This is a genomic window from Acidovorax facilis (assembly GCF_023913775.1).
GTDB lineage: Bacteria > Pseudomonadota > Gammaproteobacteria > Burkholderiales > Burkholderiaceae_C > Acidovorax > Acidovorax facilis.
The window spans coordinates 77,737-99,434 of record NZ_JAMXAX010000003.1; the positions used below are offsets into that span (position 1 = coordinate 77,737).

The 21,698-nt window shown below is 64.5% G+C and carries 18 protein-coding genes and 2 pseudogenes; 7 read left to right on the top strand and 13 right to left on the bottom strand.

The features are described 5' to 3' along the window. Positions 1-55 precede the first annotated feature (55 nt). From NFX52_RS02215 to NFX52_RS02225, 3 genes and pseudogenes are all read right to left on the bottom strand, one after another. The gene (locus NFX52_RS02215) at positions 56-703 is read right to left on the bottom strand and encodes a FlhC family transcriptional regulator (RefSeq protein ID WP_055397058.1); all 648 of its coding nucleotides are present in this window, start codon (positions 701-703) and stop codon (positions 56-58) included. Beyond that, positions 700-1,023 (bottom strand): flagellar transcriptional regulator FlhD, encoded by a 324-nt coding sequence (locus tag NFX52_RS02220; RefSeq protein WP_055397056.1) that lies wholly within the window; start codon positions 1,021-1,023, stop codon positions 700-702. Before NFX52_RS02220 ends, NFX52_RS02215 begins: the two co-directional genes overlap by 4 nt. 275 nt (positions 1,024-1,298) lie before the next feature. Then, positions 1,299-1,421: pseudogene (locus NFX52_RS02225) on the bottom strand (IS5/IS1182 family transposase); the annotation flags it as partial. Between NFX52_RS02225 and NFX52_RS02230 the strand changes: the two are divergent. Continuing rightward, positions 1,412-1,624 (top strand): annotated as a pseudogene (locus NFX52_RS02230) (MocR-like pyridoxine biosynthesis transcription factor PdxR); the annotation flags it as partial. The pseudogenes NFX52_RS02225 and NFX52_RS02230 sit on opposite strands and share 10 nt — an antisense overlap. A 97-nt stretch (positions 1,625-1,721) precedes the next feature. Here the strand turns inward: NFX52_RS02230 and NFX52_RS02235 are convergent. The 7 genes from NFX52_RS02235 to NFX52_RS02265 form a co-directional block, all read right to left on the bottom strand. Continuing rightward, complete coding sequence (locus NFX52_RS02235) at positions 1,722-2,438, bottom strand: DUF5983 family protein (protein WP_055397053.1); 717 nt, start codon at positions 2,436-2,438, stop codon at positions 1,722-1,724. A gap of 189 nt (positions 2,439-2,627) precedes the next feature. After that, positions 2,628-3,686, bottom strand: a complete 1,059-nt coding sequence (locus NFX52_RS02240; protein ID WP_055397050.1) for a DUF932 domain-containing protein — start codon at positions 3,684-3,686, stop codon at positions 2,628-2,630. A gap of 287 nt (positions 3,687-3,973) precedes the next feature. Then, positions 3,974-4,987, bottom strand: a complete 1,014-nt coding sequence (locus tag NFX52_RS02245; RefSeq protein ID WP_055397048.1) for a DUF7146 domain-containing protein — start codon at positions 4,985-4,987, stop codon at positions 3,974-3,976. Between the two features lie 168 nt (positions 4,988-5,155). Beyond that, on the bottom strand, positions 5,156-6,757 hold the full coding sequence (locus tag NFX52_RS02250) for an ATP-binding protein (RefSeq protein WP_055397046.1): 1,602 nt from the start codon (positions 6,755-6,757) through the stop codon (positions 5,156-5,158). A 72-nt stretch (positions 6,758-6,829) separates the two neighbouring features. Then, positions 6,830-7,153, bottom strand: a complete 324-nt coding sequence (locus NFX52_RS02255) for a hypothetical protein (protein WP_055397044.1) — start codon at positions 7,151-7,153, stop codon at positions 6,830-6,832. A gap of 9 nt (positions 7,154-7,162) precedes the next feature. Next, a complete protein-coding gene (locus NFX52_RS02260; RefSeq protein ID WP_156358682.1) occupies positions 7,163-7,405 on the bottom strand; it encodes a hypothetical protein in 243 nt (80 codons plus the stop codon). A 68-nt stretch (positions 7,406-7,473) separates the two neighbouring features. Further along, positions 7,474-8,034 (bottom strand): hypothetical protein, encoded by a 561-nt coding sequence (locus NFX52_RS02265; protein WP_202907150.1) that lies wholly within the window; start codon positions 8,032-8,034, stop codon positions 7,474-7,476. Between the two features lie 474 nt (positions 8,035-8,508). Here NFX52_RS02265 and NFX52_RS02270 point away from each other — a divergent pair, with 474 nt between their 5' ends. Both NFX52_RS02270 and NFX52_RS02275 read left to right on the top strand, forming a co-directional pair. Beyond that, positions 8,509-9,318 carry an AcaB family transcriptional regulator gene (locus NFX52_RS02270; RefSeq protein WP_055397038.1) on the top strand — a complete coding sequence of 270 codons (810 nt, stop codon included), beginning with the start codon at positions 8,509-8,511 and terminating at the stop codon, positions 9,316-9,318. 406 nt (positions 9,319-9,724) lie between these two features. Beyond that, positions 9,725-10,021, top strand: coding sequence for a helix-turn-helix transcriptional regulator (locus NFX52_RS02275; RefSeq protein WP_341928378.1), 297 nt, complete (start codon positions 9,725-9,727; stop codon positions 10,019-10,021). A gap of 88 nt (positions 10,022-10,109) precedes the next feature. Here NFX52_RS02275 and NFX52_RS02280 read toward each other — a convergent pair whose 3' ends face one another. The 3 genes from NFX52_RS02280 to NFX52_RS02290 form a co-directional block, all read right to left on the bottom strand. Beyond that, a complete protein-coding gene (locus NFX52_RS02280) occupies positions 10,110-10,517 on the bottom strand; it encodes a hypothetical protein (RefSeq protein ID WP_156358681.1) in 408 nt (135 codons plus the stop codon). 78 nt (positions 10,518-10,595) lie between these two features. Further along, positions 10,596-12,164 carry a Fic family protein gene (locus NFX52_RS02285; RefSeq protein ID WP_055397034.1) on the bottom strand — a complete coding sequence of 523 codons (1,569 nt, stop codon included), beginning with the start codon at positions 12,162-12,164 and terminating at the stop codon, positions 10,596-10,598. Between the two features lie 219 nt (positions 12,165-12,383). After that, entirely contained in the window at positions 12,384-17,396 is a 5,013-nt protein-coding gene (locus NFX52_RS02290; protein ID WP_202907149.1) for a helicase-like domain-containing protein, read from the bottom strand. A 746-nt stretch (positions 17,397-18,142) separates the two neighbouring features. Between NFX52_RS02290 and NFX52_RS02295 the strand changes: the two genes are divergently transcribed. From NFX52_RS02295 to NFX52_RS02310, 4 genes are all read left to right on the top strand, one after another. Further along, positions 18,143-19,123 carry a tyrosine-type recombinase/integrase gene (locus NFX52_RS02295; protein WP_055397032.1) on the top strand — a complete coding sequence of 327 codons (981 nt, stop codon included), beginning with the start codon at positions 18,143-18,145 and terminating at the stop codon, positions 19,121-19,123. A gap of 260 nt (positions 19,124-19,383) precedes the next feature. Continuing rightward, positions 19,384-20,082: an autoinducer binding domain-containing protein gene (locus NFX52_RS02300; RefSeq protein WP_055397030.1), complete on the top strand. Its 699-nt coding sequence runs from the start codon at positions 19,384-19,386 to the stop codon at positions 20,080-20,082. 74 nt (positions 20,083-20,156) lie between these two features. Next, a complete protein-coding gene (locus NFX52_RS02305) occupies positions 20,157-20,570 on the top strand; it encodes a DUF4902 domain-containing protein (RefSeq protein WP_162239759.1) in 414 nt (137 codons plus the stop codon). A 361-nt stretch (positions 20,571-20,931) separates the two neighbouring features. Further along, positions 20,932-21,501, top strand: coding sequence for an acyl-homoserine-lactone synthase (locus NFX52_RS02310; RefSeq protein ID WP_055397026.1), 570 nt, complete (start codon positions 20,932-20,934; stop codon positions 21,499-21,501). Positions 21,502-21,698: the final 197 nt, after the last annotated feature.

The window sequence follows — 21,698 nt, forward strand, 5'->3', positions numbered from 1 at the left end:
ATGGACGCATCGTGCGTGCCGGCGCCCGACCCGCCCAGCAGGAATTGGCCCCGGATCAAGGCGAATTCGACGTCGGGTGCGGAGCCAGTCGTTTGCTCCAGCACGCGCTGATCCAGAACATCTGGATGTCGCGTTGAAGCGTTTGCCTCGGATAGGCGGCTTGAATGCGCGGATCCTTCGTGTGGCGACTGAGCAGCCTGCAGAACGGGCATTCGTGGTTGGTGAGCGGTGCCAGGCTCAGGCTGGTCAGGTATTCGCTCTTGCAGGTCGGGCAGGTGAAAATCGAGAAGCTCCTTGCGGCCACGAACCAGCGCCCGGTGGTGTGGGCCACGAGGTCGAAGGCGCGATCGAAGCTGATTCGGGGCTGCGCTTTGCAGAAATTGAGGTAGTGCCGATAGGCGCCGATCAGTGCGAGCGGCGGGTCGATACCGCGGGAAGCCAGCCGGCGGAAGAGGACGACGATGATTGAGGCCTCGGTTCGGCACAGCAGGTTCGCGTTGTGGTACCACTCGCGGGAATCGGGATGGCGGCCGCGGCGTGGTCCGCCGAGGGGATGGCGGAACAGCTGGTGCAGTTGGCTTGCCGAAAGGCCGGTCAGCAACTGGATGGTCCGGATCCGTGCCCCGAGCTCGGCGCATTCGGTGGCCACGGCCAGGGCATGGATGTGCCTCTGCGCATGGAGAAGATTGCGTTCGCTCTTCATGGCAATGCACTCCCATCCAGTGGGCGAACCGGGCGGGCAGCCTGGGCAGGATGAACCATCAACAGCGCGCCGGCGAGTTGTGGCGGCCAGGCCAGAACCTGGACGAGGTCGGCACGCGGGGGGAAGAGACACTCGTCACCGAGGTGTGTGACGAGACTCAGAATGTCCTGAAGGGCGAGCGAGGCGAGGAACTCGGCCTGGTCGGCATCGAGTCCGAAGCGGCTGCATGCGATTGCGTTATCGTGCTTGGCACATTCCGCAATCAAGATGAGCATGTTCAGATTCGCGATCTGGACCTGCGAAAGCTCGAGTTTGCCCATTGCCTTCTCCGCGCAGACTTTGACGAGACACGCGGCCGAGAGTGAGCTTCGTCATTGGCATGCTCCGGCGAACGGCAGCGTCGTTGGGATCGAGACTATTTGCGCGGGAATGGCTCCGTCAATATCGTCAAACTCGCAAAATGCGGGGGCCACTCGCAAAGGTCGGAACGGGGAAGGCAATGCGAGTTGACTTGATCGCCTTGTCATGTATCTGAAGTGGCTTTGCTGCACAAATCGATTTCCCGGCGCCATAACCCCAGCCCCGGACGGACTCGTGCCACGGCGGCAGTCTGAGGACGGTCGATCTGGCTCAAGCGATTGAGCAACGCGACCCGCACATGGAACTCGATCACCTGGCGCTCAAAGGTGCGCGCCATCACCCGCTCTCTTGCCCTGCGTCTTCATCCGCGACATTCCCGAGCGCGAGGCCATCGATACTGCGCGCCGGGCCGGCATTGATCTCCTGGGGCTGACGGCGTTGCATGCGTCGAGCAAACACAAGGCTGGTTTCCTGATGGGGCTCGCGGCCTATACCCGAGATGAGTTGGAAGTGGCGGTCAAGAAGCTCGCCAGTGCGCTCATGGCGTTGCGGCGCCGATAACGGCATGCGGGTGGACGCATGCCGATTGTCGGACGAAAGTGTGAATCGACGAATCGACAAGAGTAAGACGAGCCCCACGCGGGGGCTTGCTTGGGGGTCATTCGTCACCGTACAGCGTCAACCCTTCCAGTATCGGGGCATCGGCATCGAACACCAGCATGCGCGCGTCGGCGACCGCAGCCAGGTGCAGCACCTCGACCAGGGATTCCGGCATGCCTTTGTTGCGATGCTCCTGTCGCAACTGCTCTGCGGTGATGCCTTCGATCAGTTGCAGGTTCGCATCCGTCCAGGGGGTGGCGATCAGCTTCACGCCGATCGCGGGGCTGTACGGGATGCGGAAGGCGATGAACAGAAAGCCACTCGGCGTGGCGATGTCCGCCAGCTCGGCGAGGAAGCGGCCCGTTTCGGCGGTGAGATGGGCGCTGCTGATCTCCCAGCAGCGGCTGTAGAAGCCTGTCTCGAAGCTCAGTCGCCGCACCACTTCCCGCGCGGCCTCCTCCGAGTAGGTGTCGCCAACGTGCACGGGCTGGCCGGAGTCGTCGCCGCTGATGGCATAGACCACGGTGCGCACCACGCCTTCGGTCTGGCACTGGACCTCCAGATCTTCGGGAAGATCCTGGCCTTCGGTGATCAGGGCGTAGTCGCTGTTGAAGATGCAGGGAAAGAGCGCGACCTGCTCGTCTGGCAGATGCGCCTGGCTGGGATGCAGCAGGCGCCAGACCGGCGGGCAGTCGTCCTCGTACGTGATGTACAGGGAGCGATCAATGCGCAGCTTCTGGTAGCCGCGGAGGAAAGGGTTTGAATCAGGGTGCATGGGGTTTCTCCATCAGAGGAAGTGGAGCCTGTTCCCCGGCTGGGGAGCAAGCTCCGTGGTTGAAGAGATGTTGAGAACGGCGAGGGACACGGCCTCGAATGGAGGCGCATGTGTCCCTCGTGGGTGGAAATAGGAACAGGTGGCGAACAAGCGGACCGGCGTCTCCTGGTGCGCCAGCTATTCAATGGCTCAAGCCGCTTCGGCCAACCCCTTCCACTCGCGGCTGGACAGCTCGACGAGCTTGCCGCCCAACGCTTCGAACTCGGTGGCCCGGTCGTAGTCGTCCACCTCCTGGCTGTAATGCGTCACGGCGTTGACGAGCCCGTATCCGGACAGGTCACCGCCCGTAATCAGGTGGCGCAGCACGCCATCCCCTTCGGCTTCGGTCAGCGTGTAGCGCTGGCGCAGCACCTCGACCGTCTTCACGGGACTGCCCTTCAGCTCGATGCCCATCGTCTTGTGCATCTTCGCGGCGACCTGCAGGAAGGTGGCTTCGGACAGGGCGGACTGAACCACATCGCGGACCTGCAGGAAGAAAGCACGGTCATCCGCCTGGAGCGTGTCGTCCTGGAAGATCGTCACCGAGTCATCGCTGCCCAGTGCGCGGCCCAGGTGCGTCTTGCGCAGCGACTGGTCGACGGCGATCAGCCCGTTGCTGCACACCAGCCGGAAGACCAGCGGCTGGACCGTGAGGGTGCCGTGGCCCACTTCGGAGTTCGAGATCACGATGCCGGCCTGGACCACGTCGCCGACACGCATCTCGTACTGCAGACGCGGCAGGATGTACTTGAGGTACATCTTCGTCCCGGTGAGCTCGGCCGACTCGACACGGCCGTCCAGATGACCGAGGATCGGCAGCACGTGCTCGGCGAGATCGTAGTTGTCGAGACGGCGATAGCGATCCGAGAGCACCGCGCGCACCCGTCCGTCGAGGGTGCGCAGCATGTGCCGATCACCTTCCTGCTCCAGCCACGTGTTGACGTTGCGATCGAGCAGCGTTGGCTGCTCGCTGCGCATGCGTTCGAAGTACGCCAACGGGATGCGGAGCTTGTCCGCGAGCTGCCGGCGGGCGAGCGGCGTCACGTCATACCGACGCGGCGATTCGGGCTCTTCGACGATCAGCTCGGTCTCGCCGTCTTCCCGAGTGGTGTGATGGATGAGCGAGGAGGGCAGGACCAGGTCGCGCTTGCTGAGGCGCTGGCGATCGAGTTCCTGGGCCAGGCTTTGGAGAGAACGTCCGCTTTTCATGTGATTCTCCTTTTCGGAATGAAAAGCGGGGACGGCACGACCCCTGCGGGGATGCGCATCCCCGCCAGGGTTGATGAAGGCCGGCCAACTGGCCGGCCCGGGTTCGGCGCGAATGTGTCGCGCATGGGCTTCAAGGCTGCCTTGGCGACGCCCAGGGGCGTGGCAGGTATGGCAGCTACCAGGGGAGCGAGGCTCCCGGAGAGAACCTTTTCGCTGGCACCGAGGGGCAGGTGCCACTGAAAAGGCGGTGCAGCCCGTGGCTGCACCCCTCTCAACGCAATCGATCTCTATGCGGCTTGCCGCATCTGGGCCTGCCAACGCCGGAACCAGATGTCCGACCAGTCGACCCCGGGCCACTTGGGCACGAAGACCTGGACCTGCCGCCGCCCACCACCCTTTTCCTCTCTCTTGAGGCGGCGCGCGAGGGCGAAAGCGAAGGCTTGTCCCGCGAAATCGCCATCAGCATCGTTGTCGGCGTAGATCGAGACCTTGGTCACCGTGTCGGGAATCCAGATCTTCTCGAGGTTGCCGGCACTGAGCGCAGCCCAGGCCGGCTTGCCGGTGCGCAGGTGCACCGCGATGCTTTTCTCGATGCCCTCTGTGAGTGCCAGTTCGTCCGTCGCCTCGAAGAGTCGCACCGCCGCGCCGGTGATGCCCGAGGTGAGCACCTTCTTGGCATCGTTCGCCGCGAGCTTGCGCCCTTCGGGCAGATAGGTCCGATGCAGCGACACGATGTTGTCCTCCGGCCCCTGGATGCTGGCGAGCATCGCGGGGTACTCGGCGATCTTGCGCGACTTGCCGCCTTCGTCCTTCTGGTAGTACCCGAGTTTCGGGTGGAAACGCAGTACCGAAGGGTAGCGATCGAGGACCAGGCCCCGAGACCTCAGGTAGCGGTCCACCACGTCGCCGTGGACGATCGGCTGGGCTTCGTTCCAGATGCGCTGGACAAGCTTCTTCATGCGATCCGGCGATGCTTCGTTGCCGGCAGCCTGTGGGGGCCGCGGGTACGAACCGAAGTACTGCTCGGCCGCCTCCAGGACGCTGTTGAAGTCCATCCCGGTTACCTGCTGCGCGAGCTGGAAGCCGCCACCCGGTCCGCAGTTGCGGCAGTGGTAGTTGCCCTCGCCGTACTTGTCGGTGAACTGGAAACGATCCGTTCCGCCACAGAAGGGGCAGGGCAGGTTCAGGCGCTTCTTGATCATCCGGGGATCCAGGCCCAGGTGCAGCAGGAACTCCGGCCAGCGTCCGTGGGCGCGGGTCTTCACATCGTCGATGCGGCGTTGGTACTCTTCCTTGGTCATGATGACCTCCAAGACGAGCCCCCTGGGCAAGGCCTGCCGATTCGGGCGAGGCTCGGATGCGATACAGGGGACGGGGCGCGTCCGGTGGAAGCCGGACGCACGGGTTGAAATGGAGCCGCGTGTGGCTCGGGTGAATACCGCGGCCGACGAAGCCAGCCACGGCGGGCATCACTCGATCAGGCTGACTTCGTGGCTACCGGCGTCGATGCCGATCTGCACGCGGAAGCTGAGGCCGCGCAACAGCGGATACCGCTCGGATCGTGCGTCGCTGATCAGCGAGCGCATGGCCTCCTCCGGGTCTGCCATGCGCAGGCGGCGGATGAGGTCTGCGAGCGCGCCGACATCGGCGTTCATGTCGGATTCGTGGAACCGATCATGGCCGTCGTAGTAGGACGCGTACTGGCGTACCGCGCGACCGCTGCGCTCCCCGGCGGGGATGTACAGCGTGCCGTCGTGGTAGAGGCCGTCCTCGGAGAACGTTGCCTCCACGTCGCCCATGCTTATGGTGACTTCCTCGCACAGAACCACGTGTGCCGAGATCCAGCCACCATCGAGGTAGGAGCGCTGATGCTCATGGGTGACGCGGATCGACACGTCTTCCTTGTTCAGGTCGCGAACGTACCGATGGACCCAATGGCCCGCATCGAGATCGTCCGAGGCCATGACGACATAGCCCTTGGCCAGGGCCAGCATCCACTTTGCGGCGTTTTGCCCATCCGGCCAGTCGAGCCTGACCAGTTGAAACCGTCCGCTCTCGATGTCCTGTCGGGGCAGGGCGTGCACCGGGTGCTCCAGGAAGTCCAGGTGCGGCGTCAGGGTCCGCTGCGGGTACCCCCTGATGCGCTCGCAGACCTGCCTCGGGATCAGCTCGATGTCGTTGAGCAAATCCAGATGCCGGTGGTGGCGCATCACGTTGAAGAAGTCCTCGATGAACTCTCCCGCGGCCATCCCCGCCCTGCGATCGAGCAGCGTGTCGCGCCAGTTCTGGCGGATTTGCTGCCGGATTCTCGTTTCCTGCACGTCGGCGTCGATCAGGGTGTCCCGGTCGGGCAGGCGTGCAAAAAAGACCTTCGAATCGAGATGAACGACGTTCGGCGTCTCGGTGATCGACAGGTAGTTCGGCAGGAACATCACGCGAAAGCCCTGCAGATACACATCGACGGACAGCGAGTGCTGCCCGCTGTGCGTCCCCACGAGGTGGATCGAGCCGATCGGTGTCTCGACGCTGCTCAAGCGATAGGGAGCGCGGGGCCGGTCGATGCTCCGGCCGTTGAATTCCACCTGCACGGGGAACCCCATGCACAGGGTAGCCAGCCGCGAATCGAGATCGGGTAGTTCTACGCCATCGAGTTCGATGAGGGTTCCCATCTCCGGTCCGTAACCGGTTTCCTCCACCGGGATTTCGGACCGCGCCAGGGCCGCCGCCGTGTCGAAGGCGATCTGCCTGCCCCGCGAGATGACGGTGCAGCGGGTCGCGGCATAGAGGCAGCGGGAGAAGCCGGCGCCGAAAGGATGCTCCTCGGCGCGCAGCGCTTCGCCCCAACCGGACTCGTTGAAGGCCAGCAGCTTGCCGAAGTCGTCGATGCCGTGCCCGTTGTCGCGCACACGCAGGGTGCGGGAGACGGGATCGTGGCTGACTTCGATCAAGGTCGCGCCGGCGCGGCGTGCGTTCTGCAGCAGTTCCGTGACCAGCGTGAACCGGTCGCTGAAGGCGAAGCGCTGGTTGCGCAACGTACCTTCTTCATTGATGCGGACTTGGACGGTGTCCATGACATGCTCCTGTGAAGTGCATGCGGGCCCGCACCCATCGAGGGAGGGCCCACGATGGGGAACGAAGAAGCGTCAGTGCCGGGTCTGCACTGGCGCGGTGTAGAGCTGGCCCGCCACCAGGGCCTCGACGACGCTGTGTGTCGCGAAGTCATGAGGGGGCAGGTGCTGCGTGTCGATGACGGCGCCGGTGCTGTCCAGGCGCTCGACCTCGATGATCATGGGGTGCCAGCGCACCCGGTAGGTCAGCTTGTCGGCGCCGGAGATCACGAAGACGCGACCGGCCTGGCCGGTGAGCACTTCGCTTTCCTTGATGAGGAACTCGATCTCCGCAAGCCCGCGCACGCGCATCAGATGCGCGGCCCGGGGTTCCGGCCGCTTCTGTGAGTCCATGTACATGAGAGCCTCCTATAGGCGGGATGTCGGGCAGTCACGGGCGATCACGGCTTGCACCAAAAGGTCGTGGGTTGCCGCCGCCGCTGTGTCTGCGCGTTTCGGAGTCGTGGCCGGCGCACATGAAGCCTCTTGTTCGAGGCGCCTCGCGCGCATGAACTCTTCGTGCCGCACGGCATCGTCGTAGTCCATCCGGCCGACGATCCCGTAGGCGGCCAGGACCGCCAGCAGGATCAGGATGTCTTTGAGCGTCGCCATGACGTCTCCTTGGAAACGGAAGAGGGAGCGCGGGCGCTCCCCGGTGAATGGGGGCATGGATCGGCGATTCATGCGAACAGGTCGCCCAGCACGTTCTGGCGCCTGAGCTGCTCGTTGATCCATTGCGGGTTCTTGCTCAGGCGATCCGCCGCCCATTGCGGGTTGTGCGAGATCGCCTCGCGAACCCAGGCGGGATAGCGGTCGAGTGTTTCGCGCAGCCAGCGCCGGACGTAGCCCTGCAACAGGTCACGGACGTCGTTCACGTCCAGGCGGCCAAAGTAGGGGTAGTTCGACATCGGGCTGCAGCCCGCGACCTGCAGGCAGCTGGCGAAGGAGAAGGGCTGTCCGTCCTTGTCCGGATCCGTGAAGACCCACCGCAGGGTGTCGAACTTCTCCTCGAGCGGCGTGCTGGGGTCGGCCAGGGCGGCGAGGTCGTCCAGCAGCAGGCAGTGCAGCCGGACTACATCCTCTTCGGTCCATTCGATGGGCGGCGCTTCGTCGCTTTCGTCGAGTTGGTGCTGAACCGATTGCGGGTCGGGGGCGGTATCCGCGATACGGGGAAACCGCTGCGGAGGAAATCCCATGTGGCACGCACGGAAAGAAACGGGCTGAAGGTTGGAGTCAGGCATCGTGGCCTCCGGAAGGAAACGCGGGGCACGACGCGTCCGAGCGGGGCGTGTGCCCCGCAGGGTGGAAATGGGCCGACGCGTGTGGGCGTTGGCTGGTGGTGACGAGACTGGCTTGGGGCGGACGATCCGCCGGACGGTATGCCAGCTACCGCTGGGAAAAATGCTTTCGGCACGGGAGCGGCAGGCTCCCGCCTCGAAAGCAGGGTCCAAAGCGGAGCTCAGCCACCACGCGGAGAAGGGTGGCACGTGGAATCGCGGACGCGATTCGCTCGGAACGCGGGGCTTGCCGAAGAGGTGCGCAGGGCCAGCTACTGCATGCGGTAACGATAGTGACCGGCGCCAGGGCGGTCAATCCCACCTGATGCGAAGTCCACCTCGTGATGGCAAATTGGGGCGGTTTGGGCGGGATATTCGGATGGAGTTCAGGTTGCCGTGCGAGGAACATCGGCCTCGTTTCGATAGTGGAGAGCTCCGATGGCGGCAAGCAAATCCGATATGCAGATCGTCAAGATCGACGAGGGCGCGGTCAACGCGCGCATCCTGGCGCGCGAGTCCAAGGCGGACTTCCGGCGAGTCGAGGCAGCCAGCATCAAGGTGCTGGCCCGTTTCACGAGCGCCGAGGGCAAGCGCCTGTTCGTGCGCTTCTTCAGCACCCTGCAGCTCAACGCACACTTCATTTCCGTGATCGCCCGTACGCGATTGGAGTCGGCCGACGTGGCGAAGGTGGAGGAGGCCATCAAGTCCAGGATCGACGGTGTCGCCACGAATCTCAATCAGGCCATCGACGGCGCGGAGGCCTTGTTCAAGGCGAACGGCATCACCAGCGCCGCCACCTACGACACCAGGCCGCTGGAGATCGAGGTGGGGGTCATTTCGTCGACCGGCAGGCGATATCTCGAACTGATCGCCAAGCTCGACCAGTTGATGCCGCTCTTGCAGACCTTGGAAATCCACGAGGTCATCAACACCCAGCTCTTGGACCAGCAGCGGGCATCCTTGAAGCGCCAGGTTCGGGATGTCGCCAACTCGGCACGTAGCCTGGCGTCGGGTCTGCGGCGCCGGATGAATGCCTTGGCTGCGGCAGCAGGTTCTGCCGCGAGGGGCCAAGAGGCCGGTGGTGATGTCCGCGAGGCATCCGAGGAGCCTCACAACAATGGCTTGGTCGAGGAATCGCTCGAAGGCGCAGAGGCTGTTGCCAGCATCGAGGCGGAGCACCTTGGTGAGGGGGCTCGCTACGAATCCCCTGTTGATGAGCCGGCACCAAAGGCCGGAGATCCAGCCTGATGGATCGCCAGGACCAGCTCAGGCGATCGCCTTTACGGCCACTTGCGGGTGGAGTCTTGCTGCGTTGGATTGGAGTGCCTTGATCGTCGTTCAGAACGTGCGATACCGTATCGCCCACGTCAAGCCGTGAAACAGCAGTGCTACAGCAGATGCTGTTCGGCTCGATGAACCTGGCGCCCATGGAGCGCTGGGCGTTGCGGACGTGACCCGCCTTTCTTGCTGCAGGCAAGCCGCGGTCGCTGCGGTTGATTGCCCGATATTCCGTTCGTCAAGAAGGACCGTCTGGTCCGCCGAGAACCCGTCTCTTCGTATGTGCCGTCGCCTGGGAAGCCGATGGCAAGCCTTGCGTGTGCGCTTCCCTAGCGATCGTTCGACACTGACCTAGCACGATCGTGACGAGGGGGTCATGAACTTCGGCCTGTATGAGGAACCGAACATGCCCACCGCAACCACCATCCTTCAACTCGTCTCGCCCTCGCGTGCGGCGAGCGCACCTCCGCCAACCTTGCCCGAGACGGGATTCGTGCGCGAAGCCCGATTGCTCGTCTTCCTGCCATTTTCCCACTCGACACTGTGGCGCCGTGTCGCCGCGGGAACGTTCCCCGCGCCCATCAAGCTGTCCGAGCGTGTCACCGCTTGGCGGGCGGAAGACGTTCGTGCCTGGATCAAGGCTCAGGGAGAAGGCGGCGCAGCCTCCGGGTGAGCCGTCGTCGAGGCGCCCGGCCCCCGCTTTTCGACAGGGGGTTCCCCTGGAAGGGGCGGTCGGAAAACCGGGGTCGGGCCTCTCGTCGTTATGATGAACTGCGCGGAGCGGTTACCGACTGCTGCGCTCTCACGTCGAGGTGGCGATTCCACGCGCGGTAAGTCACCCAGGCTGCGACGAGCCCCACCGTCCCCGACACGATCTGATCCCAGTCCGGTGTGTAAACCGGGCGATCGAGTTGGTCTTCCCAGAACTCGTATCCGAAGTGCCACGTGGCGGTGAGCGCCATGCCTATCCAGAAGGTCAGGCGCATGCCACCCATGCTGTAGAACAGGAAGGGAAGGAACAGCCCCAGCAGGAAATGCGCGACAAAATAGTGGCGCGTGAAGTAGAGGCCAACCGTGGCTTGAAGCGCCACCGCGAGAGTGCAGCCTGCGGCGAAGAACAGCCTTGCAAAACGTGAAGTTGTCCGCTCGCGTGGAGTGAGCTTACTCATGATTGATCCTGCTGCAGGTGTGGTCATTGGGTTGGTCCGGTCTGCAAGATTGGTAGGCCTGGGAGAGGTCAATACCTGTCAGCGCGGCCGGGGCAGGGGACTCCGTTCCTGCTCACGGGTCAATTGCGCGATAAAGCGAGCGAACGGTTCGATCTCGCCGTAGGAACTGGCCCGCTCCAAGGCATCCATGTAGGCCTGCCGCTGCTGTACCGGAATGACGGTCCAGACGTAGCCGCCGGTGACGAGCATCGCATTCATCAGAAAACGGGCCAGCCGGCCGTTGCCATCCATGTAGGGATGGATGAAGACAAACAGGAAATGGCCCAGGATGGACCGCGCGGCGGGGTGGGGCTCGCTTTCGATGAGCTCGAACAGTGCGGGCATGCACTCGCGCACGGCTTCCTTTGCCAGGGGCACGTGCAGCGCACCGCGGATGAACACCTGGCTGTTGCGCCATCCCGCCAGGTCCGAAGGCTTGAGCAGGCCGGCTTGCACACTAGGGCTGAAGAGCGCCAGATACCAGGCACTCACTGCCTCTCGCAAGGGTTGTGGCCCCATCTGTTGCGCCTGCCGCTGCAGTGTGCCGGCGATGAAGTCTTTGACGAGCTTGAAGGCCTCGAAATAACCCTTGGCGGCCATGGCGTCGCGTTGCTGGCGGTCAGCGCCTTCCGGATCCCAGGCGCCGTTGCGCACTTTCTCGATCAGGTCCGCCGTGACGTGGTAACCCTCAATGGACAGCGAGTGGTAGGCATCCGCCACGTAGCGCTCCTCAATGTCCCTGAGGATCTGCGCCTGTTCCGTGGACCGGGGGGGGCGGGGTGCCGGGAAGGCGGCAATGACCGGGTCGCGCATGGCCGCCCAGTTGAGGCGCAGGCGTTGGACGTGGGGCGACACGGGGCGGCCACCGGGTAGTGGTGCCGGTGGCACATCGAACGGCGAAACCTCCTGGATGGTGTAGCCGGCGCCACGCATGGTCTGGGTGATGCCGTTTGCGAAATCCGCCCGGTCTACCGCCCGGAACGCGCCTGCGAGCCGTCCTGCGATGACGGAATGGGAGCCGTCCAGCAGCCTCTGCAGCAGCGGTACGGTGTCGTCGATCATTCCCAGGGCCACGCGCGCCGCCAGAGGTTGCTGAACGAAGAAAGTTGCTGACACGGCCACGAGCGCATCCGTCAGGTTCACGAGGCGGATGCTTTGGTTTTCTGCATGCGGCTCGGCCGGCAGGAGAGCGGGCGCGCGGTAGATGAACAAGGAACAGCCGTGGGGCAACGGTACCAACTGGTTGTTCCCGGCGGTGGACCAGACTTGCAGTTGCCGGGGCAAGGTGCGCTCGCCGGAGCGTAGCAGCAGGGATTGATCGGGGCTCAGGTGCCAACTCGCGCCGAATCGATCCTCGCAGTAGCCGGCGACGAAGTCGCGCATGCCGGCGAACCATGAGGCCGTGCTGCCTTCGTGGCCGCCGGAGGACACCTCCGGCCGGGCCGGCAGATACCAGCCCTTGATGACCTCCTGAAGGTATCCAGCTTTGCTCAGGCGCTCGCGGTGCGTCCGGGACAGGGCTGTGCTGCGGATGACGCGCAGGCCTTTGTCTTGGAGCGCCTTGAGTTGCTCCAGGGATGCGGCGAGTTTCTCGTTGGGTGTGGCCATGTCTGATGGTGACACTAGTATTGCGCGCTATGGTTACACTACTATTGCGATGCGTCAACAGACTACTATTGTGCTTCGCGATTTCACTAATTTTATGTTGCGAACGGCCTGCGATGGGTGAACTTCGAAGTAGCTCTCCGCGGCAACGCTGCTCGGCAGGGGAACGACTCTTTCTCGGGGCGAAAAAAAATCCCCCAGCCTTGCGACTGGGGGAGTCCATCATGCGGCGGCAAGCGCGGCGTCGGCGTCGGCGTCAGCCGCGTGGCTGCCGGCCTCGTCCTTCGTGAGGTCGAGTTGCTCGATCAGTTCAGCCTGACGCGCTCGTAGCGTGTTCAGGCGCAGCTCATGCTCGAACGGCCGGCCCAGCTCGACTTCAAGGTCGGCCAGGCGCTTGCGGCGTGTCTGCAGCAGGGTTCTGGCTTTCTCAGCCAGTTCCTCGACGGAACCGAGCGTGGCGAGCAAGCCCGCCACGAGCGCCGGCCCCGTCTGGTAGGGTGTCGCGTTGTACACGGCGCTGCCCGCCAGGTAGAGCTCCGGCACGTGTTCACCGCTCGCGCACACGATGCCCAAATCGAAGCCACCGAAGCGCCCGATGACGCGATCGACGCGCATGTGCGCACTGGCGGCCTCTTCTTTCGTCGCCAGCACCTTCGCCCGCAACGCCTCGCCGACCGAGTCCGGTCCGACGATGCGCCGCTTGCCCAACTCCACCGAGATGGAGCCCATCTCTTGCGGCTCCAGCCGGGACAGGTCGGCCTCGTGGGCCGCCAGCTTTTTCTCCAGCGCCGCGATCGACAGCGGCAACTCGGTCACCTCGCGCTCGTTGGCGTAGCGCTGGTTGCGCCACACCCACTGCAGCGTCGAGAGCTTGGCCACCTCCGCGTCCACGCCCGCCTTCTCGATGACGAGCGGGTTGCCCGACGCCAGGGCTTTCACCTCGGCGTAGGACAGGGCGGCGAGCGCCACGTCTTCGACGGAGCGGATGCCACGATCCCCGCGCATGACCTGCGCGATGAAGCGCGCCTTGGTCTCCAGGGTCTGCCAGGAGTAGGCGTCGAAGGAACCCTCGGTGACGTAGCGGAAGATCTCGACCTCATCGTTCATGTTGCCTTGCCGCAGGATGCGGCCTTCCCGCTGCTCCACGTCGCACGGACGCCACGGCGCATCCAGGTCGTGCTGGGCTGCCAGCCGGTCCTGGACGTTGGTGCCGATCCCCATCTTCTGGGTCGACCCCAACAGCACCCGGATGCGGCCTTCCCGGACATTCTTGAAGAGCTTCGCCTTTTGGGCGTCGGTGTCCGCGTCGTGGATAAACGCGATCTCCTGCTCGGGAATGCCGGCGTCGATGAGCCTTGTACGCAGATCCTCGTAGACGCTGAATGCCTTGCCGCCCTTGGGGGACGACAGGTCGCAGAACACCAGCTGGGCACCGCGGAACGCCGCCGTGCGCTGCCAGATGGCATGCACCTCGCGTACGCACGCGGCGACCTTGCCCGCGGTGTCGAACTTGGCCGAGGGCACGATCAGCCGGAAGTCCAGCGCGGCCTTGCGGCCATCGTTGGTGACCGCCAGCATGTTGTCCTCGTCCGGTTTCACGTGACCGCTGCGGATCGCCGACGCACGTTCGACCAAGGTTTGCACGAAAGCCCTCAACTGCGGGCTCGGCGGGCAGGCCACGATGCGGGCCTTGCCGCCGCGCAGCTTCGGCACCGGCAGCTTCAGCATCTCGGCGGTCTGAATGTCCGCCACTTCCCCGAAAATCGACATCAGCTCGGGCACGTTGATGAAGCGCGCAAAACGCGTGTGCATCCGGTAGCCGCTGCCGTCGGGGGCGATCTCCAGCGCCGTGACCGCTTCCCCGAAGGTGGCGGCCCAGGCGTCGAACTGCTGCAGGCCCAGTTCTGCGAGCCGGTTGGGCTGCAGATAGCGCTGCATGGTGTGGATCTCGGCCATGGTGTTGGCCACGGGCGTCGCCGTTGCGAACACCACGCCCCGCTGCCGGTTGCCGTGCAACTGCATCGTGTAGCGCGTCTTCAGGTACAGATCGAAGGCGCGCTCGGAACTGGCCATGGGCAGGCCTGCCACCCGCATCTTGGAGAAGCGGAACAGGTTCTTGTGCAAATGGGCTTCGTCCACGAACAGCCAGTCGATGCCCAGTTGCTCCCAGGTCAGCAGGTCGTCCTTCTTGCTCTGAGCCGACAGCTTGTCCAGGCGCGCTGCCCAGCTCTTCTTCATCTTTTCCAGTTGCTTCACGATCCGGTTGGACCGGTCTTCGCTCTTGGCCGCACGCACGGCCAGTTCTATGTCATGGATGACCTCCTTGATGAACCCCTCGGTGAACTCGGGGGATGTCTTGATGCGCTCGAAGCTCGCGTGGGTGATGACTACCGCGTCCCAATCGCCGGTGGCGATGCGCGAGATGAGCTCCCTGCGGCGGTCGCCTTCCAGGTCTTCCTTCGTGGCCATCAGTACCGAGGCCTGGGGATAGAGCCGGACGAACTCCGCCGTGTAGCTTTGCAGCATGTGATTCGGAACTACATGGCAAGGCTTGGCTGCAAAGCCCAGCCTGCGCAGCTCCATGCTGGTGATGACGCACACTGCCGTCTTGCCGGCCCCCACCGTGTGGAACAGCCCGGTGTTGCCGGACTGCACGATGCGCCACACCGCGTTCGGCTGCTGCGGGTGCAGCTTGAAGCACTGCGAGAACCCCGGCAGCACCAGGTGCGAACCGTCGAAAGTCCGCGGCCGGGTGGCGTTGAACAGCCGGTTGTAGAGCGCGCACAGCCGCTCGCGCCGGGCCATGTCTTCGAAAGCCCAGGTGGCGAAGCGATCCTTCAGCAGCCCGAGCTTCTCCCGGGCGGCCAGGGTCTCGTCCGAATTGACGACGTAGGTGTCCTTGTCGGGCACCGGATCCTTGACCGTCGGGGTCTGCACGTTGAGGGCGCACAGCACCAGGGCGACCGCATGCATGCGCGATGTGCCGAATTCCTGGGTGGCCTTGACGCTTTGCCGCACCGACCACTCGGAGTACTCGACCGACCACGCGCCCGCCTCGCCGGAATACCGGACCTTGCAGTCCTTGATCTCCAACGCTTCCTGCATAAAGGCCTCGACGTCGGCGGCCGGGATCCAGACGGCACCCAAGCGGACTTCGATGGATGCCGGCGGCAGATCTTCCGGCTGCACCTTCGTCAGGGCCTCGGCGTTGCGCCGGTAGGCTGGCCCACCCATCCTCGCCTGGTCGAGCTTGACCTTGACGTTGCCGGACAGGTACTCATCGGCCGTCTTCCAGGTCTCGTCGAGCGGGTCCTGGAAGATATGTCCGGCTTCCGCCAGCGCCGCCGTGACCGCCTCTTCCGGAGCGGACAGCAACTGCGCCATGTAGCCCGGATCGACCCGGCCACGCCATTGCATCGACGCCGCCAGCGCCGCCGTCGGCTCGTCGGCCGAGTTCGGCGCCGTCACGCGGCGCAGCGTCCGTTGGGTGAACAGGGCCGCCTTGCGGGCGGTCTCGGTCTCCTCGTCGTAGTGCTCCAGGGACAGGAGCAGGGGATAGTCCGGGTCGCGCCGGAAGGCGAGCGCATTGGCCCGCGTCGACAGGTAGCCGTACTTCGCCACGTAGCGGTCGTAGGTGCCGTTCAGCATGGCCCGCAAGGGGCGTAGCTTCTCGTCACCGTCCTCGGCCAGCTGGGCATCCAGCAGTGCGCGGGCATGGTCCCGGATCGCGCACATGCCTGTGATCCTTGCCCGCTGGGTGGCGTTGAACAGCTCGTGCACATCGACGAGCGATCCGCCATCCACCCGATGGAGCCGGCTGTTGCGGATACGGAAGCTTCCTGGCCTTGCACCAGGTTCGGCGGGGACCGGGGGATGCACGACCAGGGCGGCGGTCTTGGCGGGGCGATAGATGCCCTCGGGCAGCATCGCGATCCGCTCGGCCAACGCGGCGGGGAGGTCGCCCTCGTAGACCGCTGTTGGTGCTTCCTCGTAGCCGTTGCTCTCCATGCGCAGGCGGCCGATCACCCATTCGGGATGACGGGCGTACCACGCATTGACCGGCATGTAGGGCCGGCGGTGACTCGGGTCGATCAGGCCGTCAGGGGCCTGGAAACGCTCGACCCAGTCACCCTCGACCGGTTCCGATCCTTCCCGCTTGCGCAGGATCAGGACGTCGGTCTGGACCTCCGTCCCTGCCAGTTCGGCGAATGCGCCCTTGGGCAAGCGGATCGCCCCCAGCAGGTGAGCATGTGAGGCGAGATGCCGGCGCACGGCCGTGCTGTGCGATTCCAGCGTGTGGCTGCTGGTGATGAGGACCACCAGGCCACCCGGTCGAACCAAGTCCAGCGAACGGGCGATGAAGTAGTTGTGGATGCTGAAGCCGGCATAGGGCCGGTTGCTCGTGTCCGGCACCTTGTAGTTGCCGAACGGGACGTTGCCGATCACCAGATCGAACCAGCCGTCCGGGAAGGACGACTTCTCGAAGGGCGCGACGTGCACGGTGACGCCGGCCGGTGTGTACAGAGCCTGGAGCAGCCGCCCCGACAGACGGTCGATTTCCACCGCAGTCGGTTGGGACGCTGCCATCAGGTCTTCCGGCATGGCGCCGATGAAGTGGCCGATGCCGGCCGCCGGTTCGAGGACTCGCCCACCGGTGAAGCCCAGCCGCCGGACGGCGGCCCACAGGCCATCGATCACGTCGAGCGACGTGTAGTGGCTGTTGTTGACGGAAGCCCGGGCCGACTCGTAGTCGGCCTCGCTCAACAGGGACTGCAACTGCCGGGCCCGGGTGCTCCAGGCCGGTTCCTTCCCTTCGAGGTTGAACGCCGCCGGGAGGCTGCCCCAGCCGGTGTAGCGCACCATGGCCAGGCGCTCGTCCTTGTCCGGCGAGCGGTTCTCGGTCTCGATGCGGGCCAGGACCTCGATCGCGCGCACGTTGGCGTCGAACTTGGCCACGGCGCTCCCCAGGCCTTCCAGATCGGCAGGATGCAATCGCGGGAAGGTCTCCCGGACAGCGCCGTTCGATTCGACGAAGGAGAGCCGCCAACTCTGTACCCGGGGCGCTGCGACTTCGATGGCTTCATCGCTGGGGATCGCCGCGATGTGCGCCAGAACTTGCGGCGTCTGGTGGCCAGGTTGATGTCCTGGACTGGCCGGCGTACTCGCTGGGTCAGCTTCGGGCTCGAAGCCGGGGAGCCAATACGAAATGGAAACAAATGTGGCTTTCTTCGCCATGTTGAGGACTCCGGATAAACAAGGAGTCCCCACGCCCGTCATGAGGAGTGGAACTCCTCGATGGGGTTTGAAGGTGCGGGCCGAAGCAGTGCAGACCCGGACAACGACGTTCGGTCGTCTCACGACCGGGCCGCTTGCGATGCATGTGCGGCGTCTCGACGGCGCGTAACGCTCGTCGTGCGGCAGTGCCACGTTCTCCGCAGCAAGGGCGGAGGTGGCACTTCTTGGCGAGGGGCGGGTAACGACCGCGACGCCGATGAGGATCGGATCGTCCGTCAGGACGTGCGCCGGGTCGCGATGACCCGCAAGCCCGTTCAGTGTCTCGCGTGCAGTGGGCGCCGTGCGATGGCCCGCGAGCGCGCCACGTCCAAATCTCTGGCGTGCCCGGGTCTTGGGGATGCCAATGTCACCGGCCGTCCTGGCCGACAAGGAGATGCCGTGTCACCTGGGAAGCTTGGTTTCTCGTCCGGTAGGCGGTGTGGGGCGGTTGTTTGTGGCGGGCTGGGCATCGAGCCCGTCCATTCACACGGGGATCGACCTCAGGAGCGGAACCGCTTGAGGTGGGGTGTGCATGAGCAGTGCGTGTTGTGCGCGGACGGGCGAGCGTGGGCTGGGCACATCCGACCCGCTTCCCGGGCGGAAGCTGATGCCGAGTTCGGCCTTCTTTGGGCCGAACTTCTCCTGTCCCGCATGGGGCTGGATCGAGAGCATCGGAGGCAGGCCATTCCGCATGCACCGCGCTTGAAATGCACAGTGAGTCAACCCGCCTGTCCATTGCGATACTGAGGGCAGTCCTTGCCGGGGAGACCTATGACGCCGTTGCTGCCGCCCATGGTTTGACCCGGACGGCCATCGAACATCGTGTCAAGCGCTTGGCCAAGCTGCTGCAACGCAAGGTCGGTATCGACGGGCTCAACCCCGAGGCGACGGGCTATGTGCACAAGCTGCGCGCAGCAAGGGCAGGTGTTGACGCGGCGCTCAATCAGTTCGAAGCCGGTGAGGTTCTGCCCGATGCTCCGCCCCAAGTCCTCTCCGACAAGGATGTGAGAACGATGATCCATCGGGCGGGTCTGCGCAGTCCGACGCCGTTGCGCGACATGGCGCTGATTCACGTCGTGCTGGCCACGGGTGCGCGACCTCTCGAGGTGGCAAGGCTGGAGATTGCTGACTACCTTGAACCGGGTGGGGCCGTGCGCGCCTGCTCGGTCATGCGCGCGGCGGTGTCGGTGAACCGCAAGGAGCGGCCGCTGTTCTTTCGGAGCGCGGCGGCGGTCAAGGCCATCGATAGCTACTTGGCCTTTCGCCTCGTGCAACACGGGATGGTGCCTGAAGCCGAGGCGCCCTATCGGGGCTTTACGCCGACCGACCGGCTCTTCCTCAACGACGCAGGACAGCCCTACGTGGTGAAGTGCCAGGATCTGGACGGGCGAACTCGCTTCCTGTGCCGCCAGATGCTCGACACCTACCGCCGCATCTTCAAGCGCATCAACATGCATGGCCTCTCGGCGATGACACTCAGACGGACGGTCGCGTTCCGGCTGGATGCGCGCGGTGCTGACGAGGAGCAGATTGGACTGATTCTCGGGATCACGGAGAAGCAGGCCGTGCGGGAACTGCTCCCCAGAAGGCCGGAGATTTTCGAGCTGATGACCGATCTCTACACCGACGTCGAGCTACCGATGACGGTTCCCGCCGGCGCGATGCTGGACGACCGCTTGCCTGGATGAGGTGCCGGTACATGGGCGCCCGCGTCATTTCCTTGTTATGCGATGCTGCTAAACCGTGCGGCTTGTCTACGATGGCGTGCTACTCTGAAAAACCAAGCCGGAATTCTGTCCACCCAGGGGGCCTGATTGGTCAAGGCAGACGGAGCCGAGCAGCGCTTGTCGCAAGACAGCGGTTCCCATTCTTGTGGAGCCGCTCGGTTCGAACCCTGGGCAGCCAACGGGGCGCGACCGAGCGGGTCCCCGCTTGTTCGGAGGTGTTGATGACTTGGGCGGATGACCTGCTCCACGAGATCGATCGGGCTGACAGCGAGCACGCCTTGTTTGACAAGGTGCAGCACGCTGCCGAGCAATTGGGCTTCGAGTATTGCGCGTACGGCATGCGGCTTCCGGTGCCGGTCACCAGTCCGAGGACCATCATGCTCAACAGCTACCCGACGCTCTGGCAGCAACGCTATGCAGAGCGCAATTATCTCGACGTCGATCCGACGGTGCAGCTGGGGGCGGTGTCGCAGCAACCTATCATCTGGGGCGACGAGGTATTCGCGACGACGCCCGAACTCTGGGACGACGCGCGTGACGCCGGCTTGCGTGTCGGCTGGGCGAAGTCAACGCTGGAGGGGCTGAGCGTCGGCGGCATGCTGACGCTATCGAGAACTTGCGAGCCACTCACGGACAAGGAACTGGCTGCGAAGGAGCACCGCATGCGCTGGCTTGCCCAAACCGCACATCAGGGGTTCCGAAGGGTGCTGGCGGCGAAGTGGAACATCCCCTTGTCCATCCGGGAAAAGGAGGTGCTGCGCTGGGCGGCCGATGGCAAGACCGTCACCGAGATCTCCGCAATCCTGGACATCTCTGTGGCCACGGTCAAGTTCCATACCCGCAATGCCGCGGAGAAACTCGGCACAGTCAATCGCACCGCAGCGGTTGCCCGTGCGGTCGCCATGGGCTTGTTGTTTTGAGCGCAAGGACTGCCGACACTCCTGGTGTCAGGAGACCAGGATGGGCGTCCGAAGTTCAAGAGGTGAATCGATTGGTGGAAACCGAAGCCAAACCCGCAGCGCCTCGTGACGGCTTCCTGCGGATCGCACTCGAGGATCTGCTGGCTGTTCGCTTGGTGCATCTGGTGTCTGGCCTGGACGAGGATGACCCGAGTCAGGTGCGTCGCTGCGGAACCATGACCACCATCATGGGGTACACCGAATGGGTGAGTGAGGGGATGGCCGAGCCTGTCTCGTTGGGATGGGACTGGCGCCTTGATCGGTTGCAGACCGGTGAGGCGAACTGCATGCGGGTTGGCTTGCCGCGCTCGAATGTGATGCTCATCGACAGCGCCAAGCGTGATTACGGCTGGGAGCGCAACTTGCAGGTGCTCGCCAGCATTGTCGACGCCATCCCATGGGCAGATGAAACGCGTTCTGCCATTGCGCTGTGCCCCGTCACCACCTGATCGGTTCGCGTCAAGCGGCCCCCGGCCGCGCGGTCGTGCGCTTTCGCGCTGACTGGCTACACTTGCTTCGACGCAAATGACCTGAAATCGGTAAGGGTCTTGTCGTCCTGGGCAGGCAGAATTTCCCGCCTCTTGCCCTGAGAACTGATCGTCGCCCGCCGTCTAGTGGGCCCGGCGGGCACGCCTGCTCATGTCATGGCGAGCGGTGCTGCGCTGCAGCGGGCCATCGACCTGGACTATCCATGCGCAAAGACCGGACGCACAAGGTGTCCGTTTGTGCACCTGAACAATAGTGGAGTTTCCTCGTGTCCGCAGATTGATGTGAAATGCGAAGCATTCGCATTTATCGACGGGGCATCCGATGGAAATCCTTGCAGGTACGCAGCGCACCCTGGCCAACGACATGATGGGTCGGGTGGCCCGGTTCCGGTACCGGGTCTTCGTCGAAATGCTGGGCTGGGACCTGCCCTGCCGCGATGGGCTCGAACTGGATCAGTTCGACCGGGAGGATACGGTGTACCTGGTCGCCCGCAAAGGGGAGGAGGTGGTCGGCATGGCGCGCCTGCTGCCGACCCACAGACCCTACCTGCTGGGCGAAGTGTTTCCGCAACTGATGGGCTCGCTGCCCGTGCCCAGGGATCCCGAGGTGTGGGAGATCTCTCGCTTCACGGCGGTCGATCTCGAGGCGGGGCCCGTTGGCGGCGCGGCCAGGCAGTTCTCCTCGCCGGTTGCGGTCGATCTGCTGCGCTCGGTGCTCAAGGTGGCTGCCGAGCATGGTGTTCAACGTCTCATCACCGTGTCGCCGCTCGGGATTGAGCGGCTGCTGCGCCGTGCGGGCTTTCTGGCCCACCGCGCCGCATCTCCCATGGTGATCGATGGCCATCCCATCTTCGCCTGCTGGATCGAAGTGCCTCAATTGCAGAGCCATTGATGGACCGCGCAGAGGGCCGTTGCTGGCCGGGCCGAGGCCAAGTGGCATCGCCGGCCCTTGCAGGGCCATGGAGCGCATCGTTCCCTTCTTCCGGCGGTCATGTCCAGTGCAATTCCAGCACCTCGGGCCGCCGCGCACCGCGGGATCACCAGCAAGACGCCGCCGAGCGTCGGTGTTTCTCGCTGAAAGAGCATCTT